This window comes from Marinobacter confluentis, from assembly GCF_004785685.1.
GTDB lineage: Bacteria > Pseudomonadota > Gammaproteobacteria > Pseudomonadales > Oleiphilaceae > Marinobacter > Marinobacter confluentis.
Genome location: NZ_SRPF01000003.1, coordinates 449,497 through 470,548 on the forward strand (window position 1 = coordinate 449,497; position 21,052 = coordinate 470,548).

Genomic DNA, 21,052 nt, shown 5'->3' on the forward strand with positions numbered 1-21,052 from the left:
AGATTCTGTTCTTGTATGCAGCCATTACTCTGGCGTCTATACCACTACTATAGAAGAACTCTCGCAAATTGTGATGTTATCTTTTGTTCTTCCAGTAAATTCTATCTTCCTGCTGAAAGTTTTTGCCTATCAACTGTTCAGTTTGTACTCAATGAGCGAGTTGAGGGATAATACCGCTTACAAGCCGTTTCGTCCGTTGAATTTCGCTCTTTTATCCCGATCATAATAGTCACGGGAATAGAAAATGCGCAGTACGCTGTCGCAATTCAGAGACGATATTCACACCGTTACAAATCATAACGGTTAAAACCAGTCATCCAGACCAAAAGTTTAAGCGCCATGATTCTAGAGATTCTTGAATATCCAGACCCTCGCCTGCGAACCATCGCCAAACCGGTGGACGAGGTGACAGACGAGACCCGGAAGCTGATCGACGACATGTTCGAAACCATGTACGAAGCACCGGGCATTGGCCTTGCCGCGACCCAGGTCAACGTACACAAGCAGATCATCGTGATGGACCTGTCAGAGGATAAGAGCGAGCCACGGGTATTTATCAACCCCGAGATCGAAGTGCTCGAGGGCGAACTGGAAGACATGCAGGAAGGCTGCCTGTCAGTGCCCGGCTTCTACGAGGACGTATCCCGCATTGAGCACTGCATGATTCGGGCACTGGACCGTAACGGCGAGCCGTTTGAAATCGAGGCCCGGGGCCTGCTAGCGGTGTGCATCCAGCATGAGATGGACCACCTGAACGGCAAGCTGTTCGTGGACTACCTGAGTTCACTGAAACGCACCCGTATTCGCAAGAAGCTGGAAAAACTCCATAAGAAGAGCGCCTGATCATTCCTGTGCGACTCGTTTTTGCCGGCACTCCCGATTTTGCAGCCACCGCCCTGAGGTCACTCCTGGAAACCGACCACGAGGTGGTGGCGGTGTATTCCCAGCCGGATCGCCCCTCAGGTCGCGGGCGCAAACTTACACCCAGCCCGGTAAAACAGGTGGCGCTGAATGCGAACATCCCCGTGTTCCAGCCTGAAAGCCTGAAAACCGCAGAGGCCCAGGAAGAACTGCGCGCCCTGAATGCGGATGTGATGATTGTCGCCGCCTATGGTCTGATTCTTCCCCAGACCGTTCTGGACATTCCCCGTTTCGGCTGCCTGAACATTCACGCCTCACTGCTTCCCAAATGGCGTGGTGCGGCCCCGATCCAGCGCGCCATTGCCGCCGGTGATCGCGAAACCGGCATTACCATCATGCAGATGGACGCCGGCCTGGACACTGGCAACATGCTGCTGAAAGCCGCGACCCCCATCGAAGAATCCGACACCGGCGGCAGCCTGCATGACCGGCTGGCCGACATGGGTGGCAAAGCCATTGTTGAAGCACTGGACGCACTGGAAAACGGCACACTGACGCCAGAGGCCCAGAACAACGATAAGGCCTGTTACGCCCACAAGCTGAGCAAGGACGAGGGCCACATAGACTGGACTGAAGACGCCAGCTCGATTCTTCGAACCATTCGCGCTTTCAACCCATGGCCCGGCACTTACACCGATGCCGACGACCTTCGTATCCGCATCCACGCCGCGGAAGTGATCGATATCACCAGCGACCGCCACCCGGGCACCTTGGTTAACCGCAGCCGGGAGGGCATTGATGTCGCCTGTGGCCTGGACGTGCTTCGCATCACCCGGCTGCAACTGCCCGGGTCCCGACCCCAGTCTGTAAGTGATCTGATCAACGGCGGCAAGGACATTCTGCAGCCCGGCCAGGAGCTGGATTGATGGCCGGCCAGCCCATGCGTGCCGTGGCTGCTCAGGTGATGCTTGCAGTCGAACAGGGCCAGTCCCTGTCGCAATGTCTGCCACCGGCATTGAATCGCCTGCCGGAAAATGACCGCCCCACGCTCCAGGCACTGTGTTTTGGCACCTGTCGCTGGTTCTTCCGATTGGACGGCGAACTCCAGGGCCGACTGAAAAAACCGCTGAAAGCTGCAGATCGCGTGGTCCACCATCTGATACTGGTGGCTCTGTTCCAGCTACGCCACAGTCAGCAGGCCACTTACGCCGTACTGAACGAAACCGTCGAAGCCTGCCGCACCCTGGACAAGCCCCACCTGACCGGGCTGGTCAACGGCGTATTGCGTGCCGCCGAAAGGGAAGGGGAACCGGCGAGCACTAGCGACAGCGTGAATTACTCCCATCCCCAGTGGATGGTGGAAAAACTGCGCCATAACTGGCCCCACGACTGGCAAACCATTCTCGACACCAACAACACCCAGGCACCCATGACCCTGAGGGTCAACGCCCGCCGCTTCAGCCGTGATGGTTATCTGGAATTGCTGTGCGACGCCGGTATTCAGGCCCAGGCCACCCACTTTGCTCCCTATGGCATTCAACTGGCCGCCCCTGTTCCGGTAGACCGTTTGCCCTATTTTGCCGACGGTGCGGTCAGCGTTCAGGATGAGGCTGCCCAGCTGTGCACCACCCTGCTGAAACTGGCGCCGGGCCAACGGGTTCTTGACGCCTGCGCGGCCCCCGGTGGCAAAACCTGCGCCATTCTTGAAGCCTGCGACGGCCTGGAAGAAGTGGTCGCGATCGACGAATCCGCCGACCGACTGCCCCGGATCGAAGAAAATCTTGAGCGTCTGGATCTGATCGCCAGGGTCCAGCAGGCTGACGCCGCCAACACCGAACAATGGTGGGACGGAGAGCCTTTTGACCGGATTCTGCTGGATGTTCCCTGCAGCGCCACCGGCGTTATCCGCCGCCACCCGGATATCAAACTGCTGCGGCGGGAATCTGATATCGTGCCCCTGGCCGATATACAGCTGTGCCTGCTGACTGCGCTCTGGCTGACCCTGAAACCGGGCGGCCGGCTGGTCTACGCTACCTGTTCGGTGTTCCCACAGGAGAATCACCGTATAATCCGCAGATTCCTGAAACAAACAGACAATGCGGAACTGCTGGAGCCGGACCTGCTCTGGGGTCGGGATACCGAAGCCGGGCGACAACTGCTACCGGTTCCGCACAGCCACGACGGCTTTTTCTACGCCGTACTGGAGAAAAACGAGCTATGAAAATCCTGATTCTCGGCGCTGGCCAGGTCGGTGGCACACTGGCAGAAAACCTTGCCAACGAAGCCAACGACATTACCGTGGTCGACAGCAACGGCGCCCGGCTTCGGGAGCTTCAGGACCGGCTGGATATCCGCACGGTTCAGGGTCGAGCGTCCTATCCAACCATCCTGCGCCAGGCGGGAGCAGAAGACGCCGATATGCTGATCGCCGTCACCAGCAGTGACGAAGTCAACATGGTGGCCTGCCAGATCGCCAGTGTGATGTTCAAAACCCCCACCAAGATCAGCCGCGTTCGCGCCAATGCCTACCTGGCCCGCAAGGAACTGTTTGGTGAAAACGGCTTTCCCGTGGACGTACTGATCAGCCCTGAACACCTGGTGACCAAGCACATCACCCGGCTGATCGAGTATCCCGGCGCACTTCAGGTGCTGGAATTCTCCAAAGGCCTGGTGCGGCTGGTTGCCATCCGCGCCACCAAAGGCGGGCCGCTGGTGGGCCACGAACTGTCCTACCTGCGCGCCCACATGCCACGCATCGATACCCGGGTGGCCGCCATCTTCCGCAAGGACCGGCCCATCATGCCCCAGGGCAGCACAGTGATTGAGGATGGCGACGAGGTCTTTTTCATCGCCGGCACCGATCACATACGCTCAGTGATGAGCGAACTTCAGCCCCTGGAAAAGCCCTATAAAAAGATCTTTATCTGCGGCGGCGGCAACATCGGCCAGCGCCTGGCCAGCACTCTGGAAAGCCGCTATCAGGTAAAACTGCTCGAAAGGGATCATGACCGCTGCGTGATGTTGTCGGAAAACCTTCGCAAGACCGTCGTTCTGGAAGGGGATGCCGCCAACAAGGACATCCTGCTGGAAGAAAACATCGAGAACACCGATGTATTCTGCGCCGTCACCAACGACGACGAAGCCAACATCATGGCCTCGCTACTGGCCAAGCGCCTGGGCGCCCGCAAGGTTCTGACCCTGATCAATAATCCGGATTACGTGGATCTGATTCAGGGCGGCGATATTGATGTGGCGATTTCCCCCCAGCAGACCACCATCGGCAGCCTGCTGACCCACGTTCGCCGGGGCGATGTCGTAAACGTTCATTCACTGCGCAGGGGCGCGGCAGAAGCCATTGAGGCCATTGCCCATGGTGATCACCGGTCGTCAAAAGTGGTCGGTAAACGGCTGGATGAGATCAATCTTCCGGAAGGCACCACCATTGGCGCCATCGTACGCCACAACGAGGTGCTGATCGCCCATGACCATTTGCGAATCCAGCCGGACGACCACGTGATCCTGTTCCTGGTGGACAAGACCCGGATCCGGGATGTGGAAAAACTGTTCCAGGTTGGGCTGACCTTCTTCTGATCGAAAAGTGATTGAAACCTTTACCTGTGAACCTTCCTTAGAAATACGCGGTTCGCAGGCGTATAATGCCGGATTTTTCAGCGCGCCATACACAGACTAACCAGCAGGCAAACGTCGTGACAGACAAGGCACAATCCAACAACACGCCAGATATCAAGACCTTCCAGGGCCTGATCCTGGCTTTGCAGAATTTCTGGGCGCAGCACGGCTGCGTGGTCCTTCAGCCACTGGATATGGAAGTAGGCGCCGGCACCTTTCACCCGGCCACCTTTCTACGCTCCATAGGCCCGGAAACCTGGAACGCGGCCTATGTTCAGCCCAGCCGCCGCCCCACTGACGGCCGCTATGGCGAAAATCCTAACCGCCTGCAGCATTACTACCAATTCCAGGTGGTGCTCAAGCCCTCGCCCGACAACATCCAGGAGCTCTACCTGGACTCCCTGAAAGCCCTGGGACTGGACCCACTGGTTCACGATATCCGATTTGTGGAAGACAACTGGGAATCACCAACCCTGGGCGCCTGGGGTCTGGGCTGGGAAATCTGGCTGAACGGCATGGAAGTCACCCAGTTCACCTATTTCCAACAGGTGGGCGGCCTGGAATGCTTTCCGGTCACCGGCGAGCTGACCTATGGCCTTGAGCGTATTGCCATGTACCTGCAGGGCGTCGACAGCGTATACGACCTGGTATGGACCGAGGGCCCTGATGGAGTAGTCACCTATGGCGACGTCTTCCACCAGCAAGAAGTGGAGATGTCCACCTACAACTTCGAACACGCCGACACCGAATTCCTGTTCCACAGCTTCGATGTGTACGAGCGCGAAAGCGCCCGCCTGATCGAGGCCGGCCTGGCCCTGCCTGCCTATGAGCAGGTGCTGAAGGCATCGCACACATTCAACCTGCTGGACGCGCGCCACGCCATTTCCGTGACCGAACGCCAGCGCTTCATTCTTCGCGTACGCACACTGGCCCGCGCCGTGGCCCAGGCCTATTTCGACAGCCGCCTGAAGCTTGGCTTCCCGCTGGCACCGGAGGCACTTCGTAAGGAAGTGATCGCCGCCAGCCAGGCCGCTGACGACAAAGCCAACGGCAAGAAAAGCAAGAAAGCGAAGAAGGCTCAGCAGGAAAAAGGGAACGCATAACCATGGCAACACAGGATTTTCTGGTCGAACTGGGCACCGAAGAACTGCCCCCCAAGGCCCTGAAACCGCTTTCTGATGCGTTTACCCAGGGTATTGCCAAAGGCCTGGAAGACGCCGGCATTGAATTCGGCAAGGTTGAAGCCTTCGCTGCACCCCGCCGCCTGGCGGTCCGGGTTCGAGCACTGGGTGACGCCCAGCCGGACAAACCGGTGGAGAAGCGCGGCCCGGCGGTCAAAGCCGCCTTTGACGATTCTGGCAATCCCACTAGGGCGCTGACTGGCTTCGCCACCTCGCTGGGCGTTACGCCGGACCAACTAGACACCCTGGAAACCGATAAGGGCGCCTGGGTAGTCTACCGCACCATCGAGAAAGGCCGCCCGACCGTGGACCTGCTGCCGGAACTGGTCGACCAGTCACTGGCGGCGCTGCCCATTCCCAAACGCATGCGCTGGGGTGCCCACCGCACCGAATTTGTCCGGCCGGTTCACTGGGCCATCATGCTGTACGGCAACAAGGTCATCGATGCGCCGATCATGGGTCTGACCCCGGGCAACAAGACCCGGGGCCACCGCTTCCACTGCCCGAAATCCCTGATAGTGCCCACGCCCGGGGACTATGAAATCGTGCTGCATCAGGAAGGGTATGTGATCGCTGACTTCGCCGAGCGCCGGGAAAAAATCCGCAAAGGCGTCACGGCCATTGCGAAAACAGAAGCCGGGGGCGAAGCCGTCATTGATGAGGACCTTCTGGACGAAGTCACTGCATTGAACGAGTGGCCAGTGCCATTGATGGGCCGCTTCGAAGAGCGCTTCCTGGACGTGCCGGCGGAAGCCCTGATCTCGTCCATGAAAGAGCACCAGAAATATTTCCACGTAGTGTCCGGTGACGGCAAGATGCTCCCGCTGTTCATCACCGTGGCGAACCTGGAAAGCAAAGACCCGAAACAGGTGATTTCCGGCAACGAGAAAGTCATCCGGCCGCGCCTGTCCGATGCCGCCTTCTTCTACGACACGGATCGCAGGACCCGTCTGGAAGACCGGATCGACCAGCTCAAGCCCATCGTGTTCCAGGACAAGCTTGGCAGCCTCTATCACAAATCAGTCCGGGTAGCCGCGCTGGCAAAGAAGATCGCCGACGCCATTGGCAGTGATCCACAGCTGGCCGAACGCGCCGCCATGCTGGCCAAGACCGACCTGGTCACCGAAATGGTGCTGGAGTTCACTGATCTTCAGGGCATCATGGGCCAGTACTACGCCGCCAATGATGGTGAAAACGAAGACGTCGCCAGCGCCCTGAACGAGCAGTATATGCCCCGGTTCGCCGGCGACGACCTGCCCACAACGCTGACCGGCTGCGCTGTAGCAATCGCCGACCGGCTTGATTCTCTGGTCGGCCTGTTCGGCATCAACCAGCCGCCGTCCGGTACCCGAGATCCTTTTGCGCTGCGTCGCGCGTCTCTGGGCGTGCTGCGAATCATCATCGAACGGGAACTGCCCCTGGATCTGCAGGCCTGCTGCGAATGGGCGGAAGAAACCTTTACGGTACTGACCGAGCAGAACACCGCCTCAACCGTGGTGGACTACATGCTCGAGCGCTTCCGCGCCCATTACGAAGAGCAGGGCATCAACGCCGAAGTCTATCTGGCCGTTCACGCCCGACGCCCTACCGGCCCGCTGGATTTCGACCGCCGGGTAAAAGCCGTGGAAGCGTTCCGCCAGCTGCCGGAAGCCCAGGCCCTCGCGGCGGCCAACAAGCGGGTATCCAACATCCTGACCAAACAGGGCGGTGAGGACATCGGCGAGACCATCGATGAAAGCCTGCTGCAGGATGCCGCGGAGAAGACCCTGGCCGAACAGATCCGCAAACAGGCCGATAAGGTATTGCCGCTATTCGAAAAAGGCGATTACGCCGCCGCACTGACCGCACTGGCCAACCTGCGGCAGCCGGTGGACAGCTTCTTTGATGAAGTCATGGTGATGGCCGAGGACGACGCCACCCGGAACAACCGCCTGGCGATGCTCAACAGCCTGCGCAACCTGTTCCTTCGCGTGGCGGACATTTCGGTACTGCCGACTTCCGCATAGGTGTAAGCTGCAAGCAGGCAAAATGACGGACAGACGGGGCTGGAAAAACCCCGTTTAGTCCGTATAATACCGCCCGTTGATCGGCGTGTGGCGCAGCTTGGTAGCGCACTTCGTTCGGGACGAAGGGGTCGCAGGTTCGAATCCTGCCACGCCGACCATTTCCCGCTTCTACCGTCTCTCTGAATCCTGTTCTTCATTTTTGCCGAGCGGACTCGGCCAATCCCGGTTGGGGATATTCAACTCAGCAGCAACCGGCAGCATTAATTCCGCTATATCATCGGCATCGTAATCATAGGGCTGCCTATCTAACTCACGGAAATAGCGGATATTCATCATAATGTCCGGCTTCGACAGGATTCTCAGATTACCTGTGAGCTTCCCATTGAAAGTGTAAGTGCTAATACACGCTGATTGACCAGCAATGTCAGTCACAATGTGAAAATCTTGCATTTGTCTTGCGTTACCAAGTTCAACACCGAGCTTTTGACAGCTCTCATAACTTTCGACCGCACTGTTGCCTTCCGAGGTGTAAGCTTCTTTTGGAAAAATCGGGCCGGAAATCTCAGCGGTTCCATCCAAGGTAAAGTCGCGCACGAACGGGGACTGTCCATCCAATACATTAGCGGAAATATAAAAGTACGGGCTGTTGGGAGATTCATCTTCCGCATAGGTGGCCCAAACCCGGTTAAACGTGCAACCTCTTTCGACCTCCACCAGACTCCCTATCTGGGAGCCTTGAGGTAAAGTCTCGAGTAAGGGCGTCATCGAGTAGCAACGCCCCTCACTTGCATTGAAATCTGCCTCCGGCAGAGCACTCGTGCCGCATCCACTTGCGGATACGGCCAGAAGCGGGGCCATCAGAAACCGGAAATTAATGGACTGACGTAAATTGCTTTTGGACTGAAACATCTGACAACTCCTTTTCATTGAGAAAACACCTGCTCATTCCTTTTGCAGGAATCTTTAATAGCGGTTAGCGATGTTCAGTTGATCCTGATGTTTCATCAACGGGGGAGGGCCAATCTTCCGTGGGTATTCTTAGCTTTTTCATTAGAGGCAACAAAAATTCTGCCACCTCGACTCCATTACACCGGTATTCCTCCTGATCCCGAGTGTACTGAATCGTTATCAGGATATCTGCCAGTGGGCGGAAAGTCAGCGAGCCGTGGTCTTCAAAAGCCCCGCCAAAACTGGAAATACAAACCAGGTAGCCAAACTCCCGAGTGTGTATGCTGTAGCTGTTCCTCTGTCGAGCCTGCTCCATTTTTACACTGTAGTGAAGACAGCGTTTATAGGAATCGAGTGATCTGGTACCGGCATCGGTTATATATCGCTCAGACGCGCCCAGCCTTGAAATCGAGCCCGGCAGGGACTCCGAAATATGTGCGAAAGGTGACTCACCATCTATAACTTCCAATGTGATGTGAAGCTTTGAAATATCTGGATCAGTCGGAGCATAGGTGGCGAAAATGGTGCTGAAAGTACAGTATCGGCTGCGCTCCTCGAAATTCTCAAGTTCTGATTCTTGAGGCAGGACCTGAAGCAAAGGGGTCATTGAGAAACAATGGCCCTTGTCAGCATCATAATCGGTAATTGGTGGAGGGGTAGTTTCCGGCCCGCAACCGCTCAGGAAGGTCGCCAACAAGGCGATGAGCAACAGATTAGCGTATTCAGAATAAAAAGATTTCGTGTGCAAAAGACTACTCCCTGTCATTAACGGCCATTCCACCAATCAGATCGGCGATCAGTTTTCCAAATCTGAAATCCGCGTCCAAACGGACTCCTGCCGTTGATTGTCCACCCATGAGCCAAGCCGAGGCGCAACCGGGCCACCAAAGAACCAATAGACGAGACACTTCCATAACCAGGACAGCAAGGTCTGATGGGGAGGTTGATCCATATCTCTGTTCAGACGCTCAGTCTTACTACCCGGATCATGAAACGGCAGGTTATCAAGGCCTTCATTCATGAACGCCTGGATTGATCGCCAGGCGCCAAAGGCCTTTTCTTCAGAAGAGTAGGCAAATCTGACTGACCGTCGCACGCTGCTATCCCGGTTCGCTGAGGCCAACTCAAGAAAGGTTTCCTGCATGGGCCAGCCGTAGGACGTCATCCAGTCTGTCGTTTCGACCATGGCGTAGAGATCATCCCACTCAACCCATAAAGCATCGCCAGTCTTGCAGTAGAAAAGCACCTGCTGTTTTTTCCGGTCGAATACCATCAAATGACTATCGGGAAGCACCAGGCGCATCGTTATCCAGACCAGCAGAACGGCAGGCAATGTCCACAGGAACATTTCTATAAATGGCCAGACGAACAAAACCATAATCAGTGCCAGATCCAACCCTTCCAATAAATAACCAAACAGACCCGTCATCAGAATCAATAGCACGGGCCCCAAAAAGCAACTCAGCAACAGCAGGCTCCAGTAGATACTGAAGATAAACTGAACATCGGACCCTGAAACTGTTTCATTCGACGCCAGCAATTGATGACTTCTTATACTTTTCAGGAACCCGCCATCATTGGACGGTGCACAATCGGCTTGAACATCCTTTGGAAAGAGCCTTTCCCGAACCGACGTATCGCCGATCCTGTTGACCTCAATACTGGTTTCTCCGTCTTCCTTCGCTTGTGCAGCGATCTGGAAGTTTCCATTCAGGCTGATCAATAACGGCAGGTCTCCAACCATGACAAACTCAGCCGAATTGTGGTTGTCCTGAAGAAATGGAATGGCGGACGTAGGCACCAGCATTTCAATACCCGCAATGCTCTGGTAACAACCGATCACACCTCGTGAGGTGCTGACACTGTGGCTTCGGGCAGGACCAGATACCCGGAAGACATCTTTGCCGACCTTGCCGGATTTATTGTCGTAACCCTCAAGATGCCGGCTTCGTTTTTCACGCTCAAAAAAATCGCTTACCTGAAGGCATTCATAGGGCGTGAGTTGTCGAATATGGCGCTCTGTGGTCAGGGCTGAATCAAGTGTCCGCTTCCTTCGAAACCGATTGAGATAAAATCGCCCAACGGCTGCCACGCTGGCGACGGCAAATAACGCCATGAACAGGACTAGAATGCCTGTTCCATCACTGTGTGCATGTATACGATCAGCCGGATAAAAGCTCGCACTACCCGCCGATGCCGAGTCACAGATTGTGAAAAAGAGGATGGGGGAAAGAACCCGCTGGCGTTTCCAGATGGTCCCGGGTGGAACGTCAATCATTGACTTGAACACCGGACAGCTCCTTGTCTTAAAACATCTGCCTGCGGGATCCATTCGCAGACCACGGCAGTATTTTACACCAATACCCCCGGATTCATCATTCCCATCGGATCCAGCGTCTTTTTGGTGGTCCTTAACACCTCTCCAAACAGCTCCGGCCTTTGGCGCTCATAACCGGGCATGTGATCCCGACCAACCGCATGGTGGTGAGTGATAGTCCCACCCAGATCGATCAGGGTTTCCATGCAGGCCTGTTTGATGTCATCCCACTGCTTAACCTGATCGCCACGTCTTCCTGGCGCGATGACGGTGTAATAGGGCGCCGGGCCATCCGGGTAGATATGGGTGAAGCGGCAGGTGACGAAGGCGCCACCGCAGACCTCTCTGGTCACCTTTTTGACCCTGTCCATCACGCCTTGATGGAAGGCTTCGAATTTGTTCCAGGTGATGGCGGTTTCAAAGGTTTCCGCCACCAGCCCGAGGCGGATAAGGGCGTCCCGCATGTAGGGGGCGCGAATAAACTGGTTGCGCCAGTCGCCAGCCTGGCCCTGGTCCGGTTTCTTTTCTTTCCCCGCCTGAACCAGACCGCCAGCATCGGATACGATTTCCAGGGCCCGCTCCATCCACACATCCACCGGATGATCGGCGGATTCAAAACCAACAATCAGTAAGTGCTTACTACCGTCGCCGATGCCGTTCATCATGGCTTCTCGGGCATCGATCAAGCGGCAGTTGGTCGGGTAGAGCCCGGACTGGGACAGCCGGCGCACGGCTTCGGCACCTTCAAAAAAATCCTCGAAATGAATGGATCGCGTGGCCCGGTGAACCGGCCGGGCCTGCAGGCGCATCCAGGCGGAAGTGACAAACCCCAGGGCGCCCTCTGAGCCCAGAAACAGGCGATCCGGCGAGGGGCCTGCCCCGGAACCGGGAAGTCGCCGGGATTCCAGGGAGCCGCTGGGGGTCACCACGCGGGTAGATTCCACCAGGTCATCAATGTGGGTGTAAAGAGTGGCGAAATGGCCGCCGGAACGGGTAGCAATCCAGCCGCCCAGGGTGGAGAACTCGAAAGACTGCGGAAAGTGGCGAAGGGTGTAGCCGTGGGGGCGCAGCCCGTCTTCAAGCGCAGGCCCGTAAATACCGCCCTGGATATGGGCGGCCCGGGACTGGTGGTCCACTTCAATGATCTGGTTGAACCGCTCCATATCCACGGTCACGGTGCCAGCCCAGCTTCCTTCATAACGGGGTTCCGTGCCGCCCACCACGCTGGAGCCGCCACCGTAGGGAATAACGGCTGCCCCTGCGCGGCTGGCGTAGTCCAGCACGTCCACCAGTTCCTGCTCGCTGGAAGGCCGCGCAATCAGGTCCGGTGCACAGCTGAAATCGCCGTTCAGGCCCCGCACAATATCCCGGAAGGATTTACCGTAGGTGTGACTGGCCCGGTCCCGCCGGTGGCTGGACATGATTGACGCCAATGAGGCCGGTGGCTGCAAACGCGAAGACGGCAAGGTGAGGCCAGCCAGCGACGGCGGCGCCTGGGCTTCCAGCTCCTGGTTACCAAACTGCATGCCCACCAGCTGGCGCAGCTGGCCGGTTTCCTTATCGTTGAATGCGTTTTCTTCGTTGCCCCAGGCCCAGAAGCTGCGTGTTGTCACAATAAATTTCCCCGATCTTATTATGGTTCAAGCATAGATCATCTTCCGGAAGGCATGAAAATGCCGCTATTTTTCTGTAGCCTGCACGGCTTTTTACCGGAGGGAATAACCATGAGCGCCCAGACAGACTCCCAAAGCCAGAACGGCAGGCAAGGGGCATTTTCCGACAGCGACCCGGTGGTATTGATTCTTACCATCGGTTTCATCCTGCTTTTCGTTGGCGCATCGCTCTTCAACAGTGAAGGCGTCAGCACCGTCATCGGTGCCGGCTTCACCTGGACCGCCAGGTACCTCGGCTCCTTCTTTCAGCTATTGCTGTTGGCCACCTTTTTTATTGCCCTGGGCACCGCCGCAAGCAAAGGCGGCAACGCCCGGATCGGCGGTCTGGAGAAGCCGGAAATCAGCCGGTTCCGCTGGCTGTCGATGATCATGTGCACCCTGCTGGCCGGGGGCGGGGTATTTTTCGCCGCCGGTGAGCCGGTCTATCACTTTTTGGTTACGCCCCCGGCATTCGACACCGAGGCGGGTACTGCAGAAGCCGCCGCGCCGGCGCTGGCGCAATCCTTCACCCACTGGGGTTTTCTGGCCTGGGCGGTGCTGGGTTCACTGACCGCACTGGTACTGTCACGCGCGCACTACGATCAGGGCAAGCCCCTACAACCGCGCACACTGCTGTATCCGGTGTTTGGTGAAAGAGTGGTCAGCGGCAAGCTCGGCGGCGTTATTGATGCCATGTGCGTGATTGCCGTAGTCGCTGGTACCGTTGGCCCCATTGGTTTTCTGGCAACCCAGATGAGCTTCGGCCTGCACGAACTGTTTGGCACACCGGACGGATACGGCACCCAGTTGACCGTTCTGGTGGTGCTCGCCGCAGTTTATATGACCTCGGCCATGACCGGCCTGCATAAGGGCATTCAGATGCTCAGCCGGTTTAACGTGATCCTTGCGCTGGTCATCGCCGCGATCATCCTGCTGTTCGGTCCCACGCTGTTTCTGATCAATACCTACACCCAGGCCTCTGGTGAATACCTGTCCTCCTTCATGGCCATGGCAACCATGACCAGCGAGACAGCACCCGACTGGTGGATGAAGTGGTGGACGGTGTTCTTCTTTGCCTGGTTTATCGGCTATACGCCCTTGATGGCGGTGTTTGTATCGCGCATCTCCCGCGGTCGTACCGTCAGGGAAATGATCATTGCCGTGGCCGTGCTTGCCCCGGTTGCCACCACCCTCTGGTTTACCCTGCTGGGTGGTTCCGGCATCTATCATCAACTGGCAGGCACTTTCGATCTTACCGACGCCCTGAACAACTTCCGCTTTGACGTGGCTACTCTGACCGTGGCCCAGGCACTGCCCGGCGGAACCTGGATGGCCGCGGCGATTCTGCTGCTGACCACCATTTTCGTGGCCACCACCGGGGATTCCATGAGTTATTCAATCGCCATGGTTGGCGCCGGCCACGACGAACCCAGCCCCTGGATCCGGGTTTTCTGGGGCGGTGCCATGGCACTGATGGCCGCCATTCTGCTGTATATGGGGTCGGGCCAGATCGGCGTACTTCAGCAGTTCATCGTGCTGACAGCGATACCGGTGTCCTTCATTATCCTGCCCTCTCTGTGGACAGGGCCGAAAGCGGCCATCGCCATGGCCAAGGAACAAGGGCTGGCCTGATTAACGATCCGGCCAGATAATCTTCATCAACGCCCGCCTTCCTGGGTCCGGGAAGGCGATGGTGTTGTCAGACCGGTCAATCTGCAGCACCTCCCCCAGTTTCCGAAATAGCTCGATGTGGTCGTGAATGCATTTGGGAATAGCCTGACTACGTAGGTAGCGGAGATAGTCGTCGAGATTCTCCTCGTCGCTACGCCAATGGTCACTGAAGGCGTTCCTGAACACCGCACGGGTGGCAATTGCCAGCCACTCGTCCCGGTAACTCGCTTGCAGCCGCTCCGGGTAGGCATAAAGATCACTGATCTCCTTGTCGATTCTGACAACCGCCCGGTCCGGGGGAAACATCAGCCGCATGGCCAGCAGGTCATAGGGATCGTCCAGCTGCTGGGCCACGGCCTGCCTGACCACCTCAATTCTGTTCATATCTGCTCGTATATTGACCTGTTACATGAAGCTCTCCGTAGGTTTTAGTACGCCTACAAGCACAAGAGAGACTTCTCATGCACATGAACAACAGCGGACTGAAATCCCACAAGCAGGACCCGATCTCCCTATTGGAAATTGTATCGATGGAAGGGCGTTACTACATGGCGCGTTTCTATCTGGACGGGCAGGGTTACGTTTTAACGGATTCCAACGACAAGCCGGTCATGTTTACCGGTGCCAACGCCGCCCACGAGCATTTCCGGGACTATGACGTTAAGAAAACCGAGGTCATTCCGCCCACCGGCACCGATGAGATGATCGGTATGCCGGATTCCGGCGAGGAAACCATGCGGGTGCCGCTCTAGAACCTTCGAGCCTACTGAAAACCCCACTCAGGTACCGCTGTCCTCGGCACTCCGGTTCTGCTGGTTCCAGAGACGGGCGTAGGGGCCGCCCCTGGCCAGCAGGTCGTTGTGGTGGCCGCTTTCCACAATACGACCGTCGTCCATCACCAGAATGGTGTCGGCATCGCGAATGGTAGACAGGCGGTGGGCAATCACCAGGGTCGTACGTTTTCGACTCACCTCATTCAACGCTTCCAGAATCGCCGCTTCAGACACCGAATCCAGTGACGAGGTCGCTTCATCCAGAATCAGGATAGGCGGATTCTTCAGCAGTACCCTGGCAATAGCCACCCGCTGCTTTTCACCACCGGAGAGTTTCAAACCGCGCTCGCCGACGCGGGTTTCATAGCCTTCCGGCAGGGTGTGGATAAACCGGTCCAGGTGAGCCAGCCGCGCCGCCTGTTTCACCTCTTCTTCGGTCGCGTCCGGCCGACCGTATGCCAGGTTCTTGTAAAGAGTATCGTTGAACAACACCGTGTCCTGGGGCACCACCCCCATGGCGGAGCGCAGGCTGTGCTGGGTGACGGTGCGGATATCCTGGCCATCAATGGTGATCCGGCCCTGGTCCACGTCGAAAAAGCGGAACAGCAGCCGCGCGAGCGTGGATTTGCCGGCACCGCTGGCGCCTACTACGGCGACTTTCTTGCCGACGGGAATACTGAAACTCACCCCTTTCAGAATTTCCCGGTCCTTGTGATAACGGAAGTGGATATTCTCGAACCGGACTTCGCCACCGTTCACATCCAGTTCACTGGCGTCACTGGCATCTTCGATGGTCGGCTTATCCCCCAGCAGGCCGAACAGGCGCTCCACATTCACCAGGGCCTGGCGGATTTCCCGGTAAACAAAACCCAGGGCGTTCAGCGGAATAAACAGTTGCAGCAGGTAGGCGTTGATCATGGTGAAGTCACCCAGGGTGATCTCACCGCTGGCCACTTCGGTGACTGCCATGCTCATGATCACAATCATGGCGACGCCAATGATCAGCGCCTGTCCGGCGTTCAGTGCCGCCAGCGACAGGCGGTTCTTCAGGCGGGCGTCTTCCCAGTCTTTCAGGTTGTGGTCGTAAAGATCGGCCTCAAATTCCTCATTATTGAAGTACTTGACGGTTTCGTAGTTCAGCAGGCTGTCTACTGCGCGGGAGTTGGACTGGTTATCCCGAGCATTGGCTTCGCGCACGTATTTTGTGCGCCATTCCGTGACCTTGACCGAAAACACCACGTAAACCACCACCGCACCGACTATGGCGAACACATAGCCAGGGTTGAACACCACCATCAGGATGACCGCCACCATGGCGATTTCCAGCAGGGTGGGCACGATATTGAACAGGGTGAACCTCAGCAGAAAGCTGATGCCATTGGTGCCCCGCTCAATATCCCGGGCCAGGCCGCCGGTTTTACGGTCCAGGTGAAAGCCCAGTTCGCGCTGGTGCAGGTGGCGAAAGACCCTCAGCGATACCCGGCGCATGGCCCGTTCTGCGACCCGGGCGAAGACGGCATCCCGCAGTTCGCTGAACAGGGTGCTGCTGAATCTCAGGGTGCCGTACGCGGCAACCAGCAGCAGGGGAATCCACAGCAGCAGGTCGCCGCTGCGTCCCTCGTCCAGATAATCCACAATGTATTTCAGCGCCACCGGCGTGGCCACAGTGGCCAGCTTGGCCGCCACCAGGCAGATGACCGCCAGAATCACCCGTCCCCGGTACTCGGCAAGGTAGGGCCACAGGCCCGAGATAATGCGCCAGTTAGGCTTGTGATCGGCAGGGTAGTCGTTATCGGCGTAGGATTGCACGTGCAGACGGTCCTTGAATGGCGCAAATCGGTCGGGTTGGAGATCCCGGGCGTATACTGGTAGCGCATTATGGTACAGCCTTACGTCTCGATCGGTACATCAGCTCACACGCGCTCATAAACCAGTCTGCAAGGAGTTCGCCATCAAACCCACACACCGCCGCGCCCTGAAACTGGCACGCACCTTTATCAGCCCGTATAAGAAAGCGGTGGCAGGCGCCCTGGCGGCACTGGTGTTCACCGCCGGGGTTACCCTGGGGCTGGGCCAGGGACTGCGTATTCTGGTGGACCAGGGCCTGGCGACACAGTCACCGGCCATGCTGTCCCAGTCCATCGGCATTTTCTTTATTCTGGTGGTGGCACTGGCTTTCGGTTCCTTTGCCCGTTTCTATCTGGTGAGCTGGATTGGCGAGCGGGTAGTGGCGGATATCCGCAAGCAGGTCTTCAACCACCTGATCGACCTCCATCCGGGCTTCTACGAGCAAAACCGCAGCCTCGAAATCCAGTCCCGCTTCACCGCCGATACGACGGTGCTGCAATCGGTGATCGGTTCTACCGTTTCCATCGCACTGCGCAACAGTCTGATGCTCATTGGTGGCCTGATTCTGCTGTTTGTCACCAACGCCAAACTGGCCAGTATCATCCTGCTGGGTTTTCCGCTGGTGATTGTGCCCATCCTGATCTACGGCCGTCGGGTGCGCAGCCTGTCCCGTCTGAGCCAGGATCGGGTTGCGGAAGTGGGCAGTTACGTCGGAGAAAACCTGACCCAGATCAAGACCGTGCAGGCCTTCAATCATCAGCCCCACGACCGGGCCTTCTTCAGCACGGTGGCCGAGAACGCCTTCGATATTGCCCGCTCACGCATTCGCCAGCGGGCCTTTCTGACCACCATTGCCATCACCCTGGTGATGGGTGCCGTAGGCGTAGTGCTGTGGATTGGCGGGCTGGACGTGATTTCGGGCCAGACCAGTCCGGGGGAGCTGGCGGCGTTTGTGTTCTACAGCCTGCTGGTGGGGCTGGCTGCGGGAGCCATCAGTGAAGTGATCGGCGAACTCCAGCGGGCCGCTGGCGCCGCTGCCCGGATCTTTGAGCTGCTGCAGACCGAAAGCGAGCTGCCCCCGGTGCCGGAATCCGTGCAACCATTGAACCAGCCGGTCGAAGGCCGCCTGGAGATCCAGGGACTGGGCTTTCATTACCCCTCAAGGCCGGAAAAGCAGGTCCTCGATGACCTGTCCGTGACTATCAGGGCGGGTGAAACCATTGCCCTGGTTGGGCCTTCCGGGGCTGGCAAATCCACCCTGTTTGACTTGTTGCTGCGATTTTACGACCCAAACTCAGGCAGCATCCTGCTTGACGGCGTTGATATCCGTCGGCTGTCCCTGGCGGACCTGCGCCATTGCTTCGCTCTGGTGCCCCAGAACCCCGCGCTGTTTCACGGCACCATCGCCGATAACATCCGCTACGCCCGCCCGGATGCCTCTGATGAAGACATGATCAGAGCCGCCCGCATCGCCCATGCCGATGATTTCATCCAGAGTTTTCCACGGGGCTATGAAACCCGCCTGGGCGACGGTGGCATCGGGCTTTCCGGCGGCCAGAAGCAGCGTCTTGCCATAGCCAGGGCACTGCTGGCCGACGCACCCATTCTGTTACTGGATGAGGCCACCAGCGCACTGGATGCCGAGAGCGAACACCTGATCCAGCAGGCGATGCCGGGGCTGATGTCGGATCGTACCACTCTGGTGATTGCCCACCGGCTGGCCACGGTGCGCCATGCGGACCGCATCATCGTACTTGACGAGGGCAGGCTTCAGGATATTGGCCGGCATGATGAACTGGTAGAGCGGAATCGGCTTTATCGTAAGCTGGCGAAACTGCAGTTTCGTGAGGGGTGAATAAATGCCCACAAGACGGCCACATTACCAAGGTCTAAGGCCGCAAAACGCGGCTCCCTGAAAAGGAGCGACGATTTCTGTATAATGGTCGGTCTAATTCGAGTTGAGGAGAGGCAAAGTGACGAACAAAGAATTGCAGGCACTCAAAGAACGCTATGTTGCGGCCGGCGCTGCCAGCCCGAACGAGCAGTTCGCAGACCATGCAACCAATGCCGAACTCTGGGATGCTGATGGCAAGCGGATGATCGACTTTGCCGGCGGTATCGGCGTACTGAACATCGGCCATCGTCACCCGAAAGTCGTCGAAGCTGTCAAAGCGCAGCTGGACAAGGTGATGCACACCTGCCAGACGGTGATGCCCTATGAGGGCTACGTGCGGGTTGCCGAGAAGCTGAGCGGTGTAGTGCCGGTTCGCGGCCATGCCAAGGTCATGCTGGCGAACAGCGGTGCCGAAGCACTTGAAAACGCGGTGAAGATCGCCCGCGCCGCTACCAAGCGCCCCAACGTGATCTGCTTCGACGGCGGCTACCATGGTCGTACCTTCTACACCATGGCAATGAACGGCAAGGCTGCGCCCTACCAGACTGATTTCGGCCCCATGCCGGGTACGGTCTTCCGCGCACCTTATCCTGTGCCTTACCACGGTGTGGACGAAGATGAAGCGATCCGCGGCCTGAAGATGGCCATGAAAGCCGACTCCCCGGCCCACGATACCGCGGCCATCATCATTGAGCCGGTATTGGGCGAGGGCGGTTTTTACGCCGCACCGGCCAGCTTCCTGAAAAAGATCCGCGAGATCTGCGACGAGCACGGCATCATCATGATCTGTGACGAAGTTCAGAGTGGCTTTGGTCGTACCGGCAAGATGTTCGCCATCGAGCACAGCGGTGTAGAGCCGGACATGATGACAATGGCCAAGAGTATGGCGGACGGCATGCCGATCTCCGCGATCGTTGGTACCGACAAGATCATGGATTCGTCCGGCCCCAACTCGCTCGGTGGTACCTACACCGGTAGCCCGACCGCCTGTGCTGCTGCGCTGGCCGTTATGGAAGTCTTTGAAACTGAGGATATTCTTGGCAAGAGCCAGCGTCTGGGCGAGAAGCTGAACAAGCGCTTTGCACAATGGCAGGAGCAGTTCCCCCACGTGGACAACGTGCGGAACCTCGGCCCGATGGCGGCCATTGAACTGGTGACTGACAAAACCAGCAAAGAGCCCCGCGCGGACTTTGCCGGAGCTGTCACCAAGTATGCCAAAGAGCACGGTCTGATCCTGCTCAGCTGTGGCATGCACGGCAACACCATCCGCTTCCTGATGCCCGTTACCATTGAGGAGGAGGTTCTGGAAGAAGGTCTGACAATCGTCGAAAATGCACTGAAAGAATTGGGCTAAGTTCTTGTTTTAAAAGTGCTTCAGCACGTCTTTCTGAAAGCGGAAACCGGCCGGCTCACCCCGGCCGGTTTTTTTATGGCCTGAAGTTGACGCCTGTCCTTTCGGGGACATTTCAAAACATCGTATACTGCCAAATCGTCTCTTAACCAGGCCGTTTTATGACCTCCGAGTCCGATAACGCGATCAACAATCAAAAACCTACCCACAAACCCAGGCCCTGGGTTGACCTGCTGGTCAGCATCATCATTCCCTCGGTCATTCTGATGAAGCTCTCCGGGGACGAATACCTGGGCAGTGTCATGGCGCTGGTGGTTGGCCTGGCTTTTCCGCTGGGCTGGGGCCTGTTCGAGCTGATCCGCTATGGCAAGAAGAACTTTATCGCCGTCCTGGGCCTAATCAGTGTGGGCCTGACCGGTGGTATCGGCCTGCTTGAGCTGAATGCCCAGTGGCTGGCGGTTAAGGAAGCGGCCGTTCCGGCGGTGATTGGTATTGCGGTGCTGATTTCTACCCGCACTCGCTACCCGCTGGTTAAAACCCTGCTCTATAACCCGACTGTCCTGAACGTGGACAAGATCCAGGCGGTTCTGAAGAAGAACAACACCGAAGCAGAGTTTGATGCGCGGCTGCAGAAAGCCAGCTACTTTTTTAGTCTGACCTTCCTGTTCTCATCCATCATGAATTACATTCTGGCCAAGTGGATTGTCACCAGTCCCTCAGGCACACAGGCTTTTAACGAAGAGCTGGGGCAGATGACGCTGGTCAGCTACCCGATGATTGCCATTCCCTCAATGATCATGATGATCGCCATCTTCTACTACCTCTGGCGCTCGATCCGTCGACTGACCGGGTACAGCCTGGAAGATGTCATGGCGCCGCACCTGGCAGACAAGGTCGAGGAGAAATCTTCGGGGTCCTAA

The 21,052-nt window shown here is 57.5% G+C and carries 17 protein-coding genes and 1 tRNA gene; 12 read left to right on the forward strand and 6 right to left on the reverse strand.

What is annotated here, in order from left to right; all coding sequences use genetic code 11:
* Positions 1-339 precede the first annotated feature (339 nt).
* From def to E5Q11_RS12600, 7 genes are all read left to right on the forward strand, one after another.
* Positions 340-843, forward strand: a complete 504-nt coding sequence (def, locus tag E5Q11_RS12570) for a peptide deformylase (protein ID WP_135803761.1) — start codon at positions 340-342, stop codon at positions 841-843.
* A gap of 8 nt (positions 844-851) precedes the next feature.
* Complete coding sequence (gene fmt, locus E5Q11_RS12575) at positions 852-1,787, forward strand: methionyl-tRNA formyltransferase (protein WP_135803762.1); 936 nt, start codon at positions 852-854, stop codon at positions 1,785-1,787.
* Positions 1,787-3,082 carry a 16S rRNA (cytosine(967)-C(5))-methyltransferase RsmB gene (gene rsmB / locus E5Q11_RS12580; RefSeq protein WP_135803763.1) on the forward strand — a complete coding sequence of 432 codons (1,296 nt, stop codon included), beginning with the start codon at positions 1,787-1,789 and terminating at the stop codon, positions 3,080-3,082. Before fmt ends, rsmB begins: the two co-directional genes overlap by 1 nt.
* Positions 3,079-4,452 carry a Trk system potassium transporter TrkA gene (gene trkA / locus E5Q11_RS12585; protein ID WP_135803764.1) on the forward strand — a complete coding sequence of 458 codons (1,374 nt, stop codon included), beginning with the start codon at positions 3,079-3,081 and terminating at the stop codon, positions 4,450-4,452. The genes rsmB and trkA overlap by 4 nt, the downstream gene beginning before the upstream one ends.
* 116 nt (positions 4,453-4,568) lie before the next feature.
* The gene (gene glyQ / locus E5Q11_RS12590; protein WP_135803765.1) at positions 4,569-5,594 is read left to right on the forward strand and encodes a glycine--tRNA ligase subunit alpha; all 1,026 of its coding nucleotides are present in this window, start codon (positions 4,569-4,571) and stop codon (positions 5,592-5,594) included.
* Positions 5,595-5,596: 2 nt separating this feature from the next.
* Positions 5,597-7,678: a glycine--tRNA ligase subunit beta gene (glyS, locus tag E5Q11_RS12595; protein WP_135803766.1), complete on the forward strand. Its 2,082-nt coding sequence runs from the start codon at positions 5,597-5,599 to the stop codon at positions 7,676-7,678.
* Between the two features lie 81 nt (positions 7,679-7,759).
* A tRNA-Pro gene (locus E5Q11_RS12600) sits at positions 7,760-7,836 on the forward strand.
* Positions 7,837-7,846: 10 nt separating this feature from the next.
* Here the strand turns inward: E5Q11_RS12600 and E5Q11_RS12605 are convergent.
* The 4 genes from E5Q11_RS12605 to E5Q11_RS12620 form a co-directional block, all read right to left on the reverse strand.
* The gene (locus E5Q11_RS12605) at positions 7,847-8,587 is read right to left on the reverse strand and encodes a hypothetical protein (protein ID WP_135803767.1); all 741 of its coding nucleotides are present in this window, start codon (positions 8,585-8,587) and stop codon (positions 7,847-7,849) included.
* A gap of 64 nt (positions 8,588-8,651) precedes the next feature.
* Positions 8,652-9,374 carry a hypothetical protein gene (locus E5Q11_RS12610; RefSeq protein ID WP_135803768.1) on the reverse strand — a complete coding sequence of 241 codons (723 nt, stop codon included), beginning with the start codon at positions 9,372-9,374 and terminating at the stop codon, positions 8,652-8,654.
* Positions 9,375-9,422: 48 nt separating this feature from the next.
* Positions 9,423-10,916, reverse strand: coding sequence for a hypothetical protein (locus E5Q11_RS12615; RefSeq protein ID WP_210426324.1), 1,494 nt, complete (start codon positions 10,914-10,916; stop codon positions 9,423-9,425).
* Positions 10,917-10,978: 62 nt separating this feature from the next.
* Positions 10,979-12,556: an FAD-binding oxidoreductase gene (locus E5Q11_RS12620; protein ID WP_210426325.1), complete on the reverse strand. Its 1,578-nt coding sequence runs from the start codon at positions 12,554-12,556 to the stop codon at positions 10,979-10,981.
* A gap of 111 nt (positions 12,557-12,667) precedes the next feature.
* Between E5Q11_RS12620 and E5Q11_RS12625 the strand changes: the two genes are divergently transcribed.
* Entirely contained in the window at positions 12,668-14,227 is a 1,560-nt protein-coding gene (locus tag E5Q11_RS12625; RefSeq protein WP_135803770.1) for a BCCT family transporter, read from the forward strand.
* On the opposite strand, the gene E5Q11_RS12630 is transcribed toward E5Q11_RS12625, so the two are convergent.
* Positions 14,228-14,650 carry a hypothetical protein gene (locus E5Q11_RS12630; protein ID WP_135803771.1) on the reverse strand — a complete coding sequence of 141 codons (423 nt, stop codon included), beginning with the start codon at positions 14,648-14,650 and terminating at the stop codon, positions 14,228-14,230.
* Between the two features lie 77 nt (positions 14,651-14,727).
* On the opposite strand from E5Q11_RS12630, the gene E5Q11_RS12635 reads away from it, so the two are divergent.
* Positions 14,728-15,018, forward strand: a complete 291-nt coding sequence (locus tag E5Q11_RS12635) for a DUF6482 family protein (protein ID WP_135803772.1) — start codon at positions 14,728-14,730, stop codon at positions 15,016-15,018.
* 27 nt (positions 15,019-15,045) lie between these two features.
* Here the strand turns inward: E5Q11_RS12635 and E5Q11_RS12640 are convergent, their stop codons facing one another.
* Complete coding sequence (locus E5Q11_RS12640; protein WP_135803773.1) at positions 15,046-16,848, reverse strand: ABCB family ABC transporter ATP-binding protein/permease; 1,803 nt, start codon at positions 16,846-16,848, stop codon at positions 15,046-15,048.
* A gap of 166 nt (positions 16,849-17,014) precedes the next feature.
* On the opposite strand from E5Q11_RS12640, the gene E5Q11_RS12645 reads away from it, so the two are divergent.
* From E5Q11_RS12645 to E5Q11_RS12655, 3 genes are all read left to right on the forward strand, one after another.
* Complete coding sequence (locus E5Q11_RS12645) at positions 17,015-18,742, forward strand: ABC transporter transmembrane domain-containing protein (RefSeq protein WP_135803891.1); 1,728 nt, start codon at positions 17,015-17,017, stop codon at positions 18,740-18,742.
* Between the two features lie 118 nt (positions 18,743-18,860).
* Complete coding sequence (gene gabT / locus E5Q11_RS12650; protein WP_135803774.1) at positions 18,861-20,135, forward strand: 4-aminobutyrate--2-oxoglutarate transaminase; 1,275 nt, start codon at positions 18,861-18,863, stop codon at positions 20,133-20,135.
* 158 nt (positions 20,136-20,293) lie between these two features.
* Complete coding sequence (locus E5Q11_RS12655; protein ID WP_135803775.1) at positions 20,294-21,052, forward strand: VC0807 family protein; 759 nt, start codon at positions 20,294-20,296, stop codon at positions 21,050-21,052.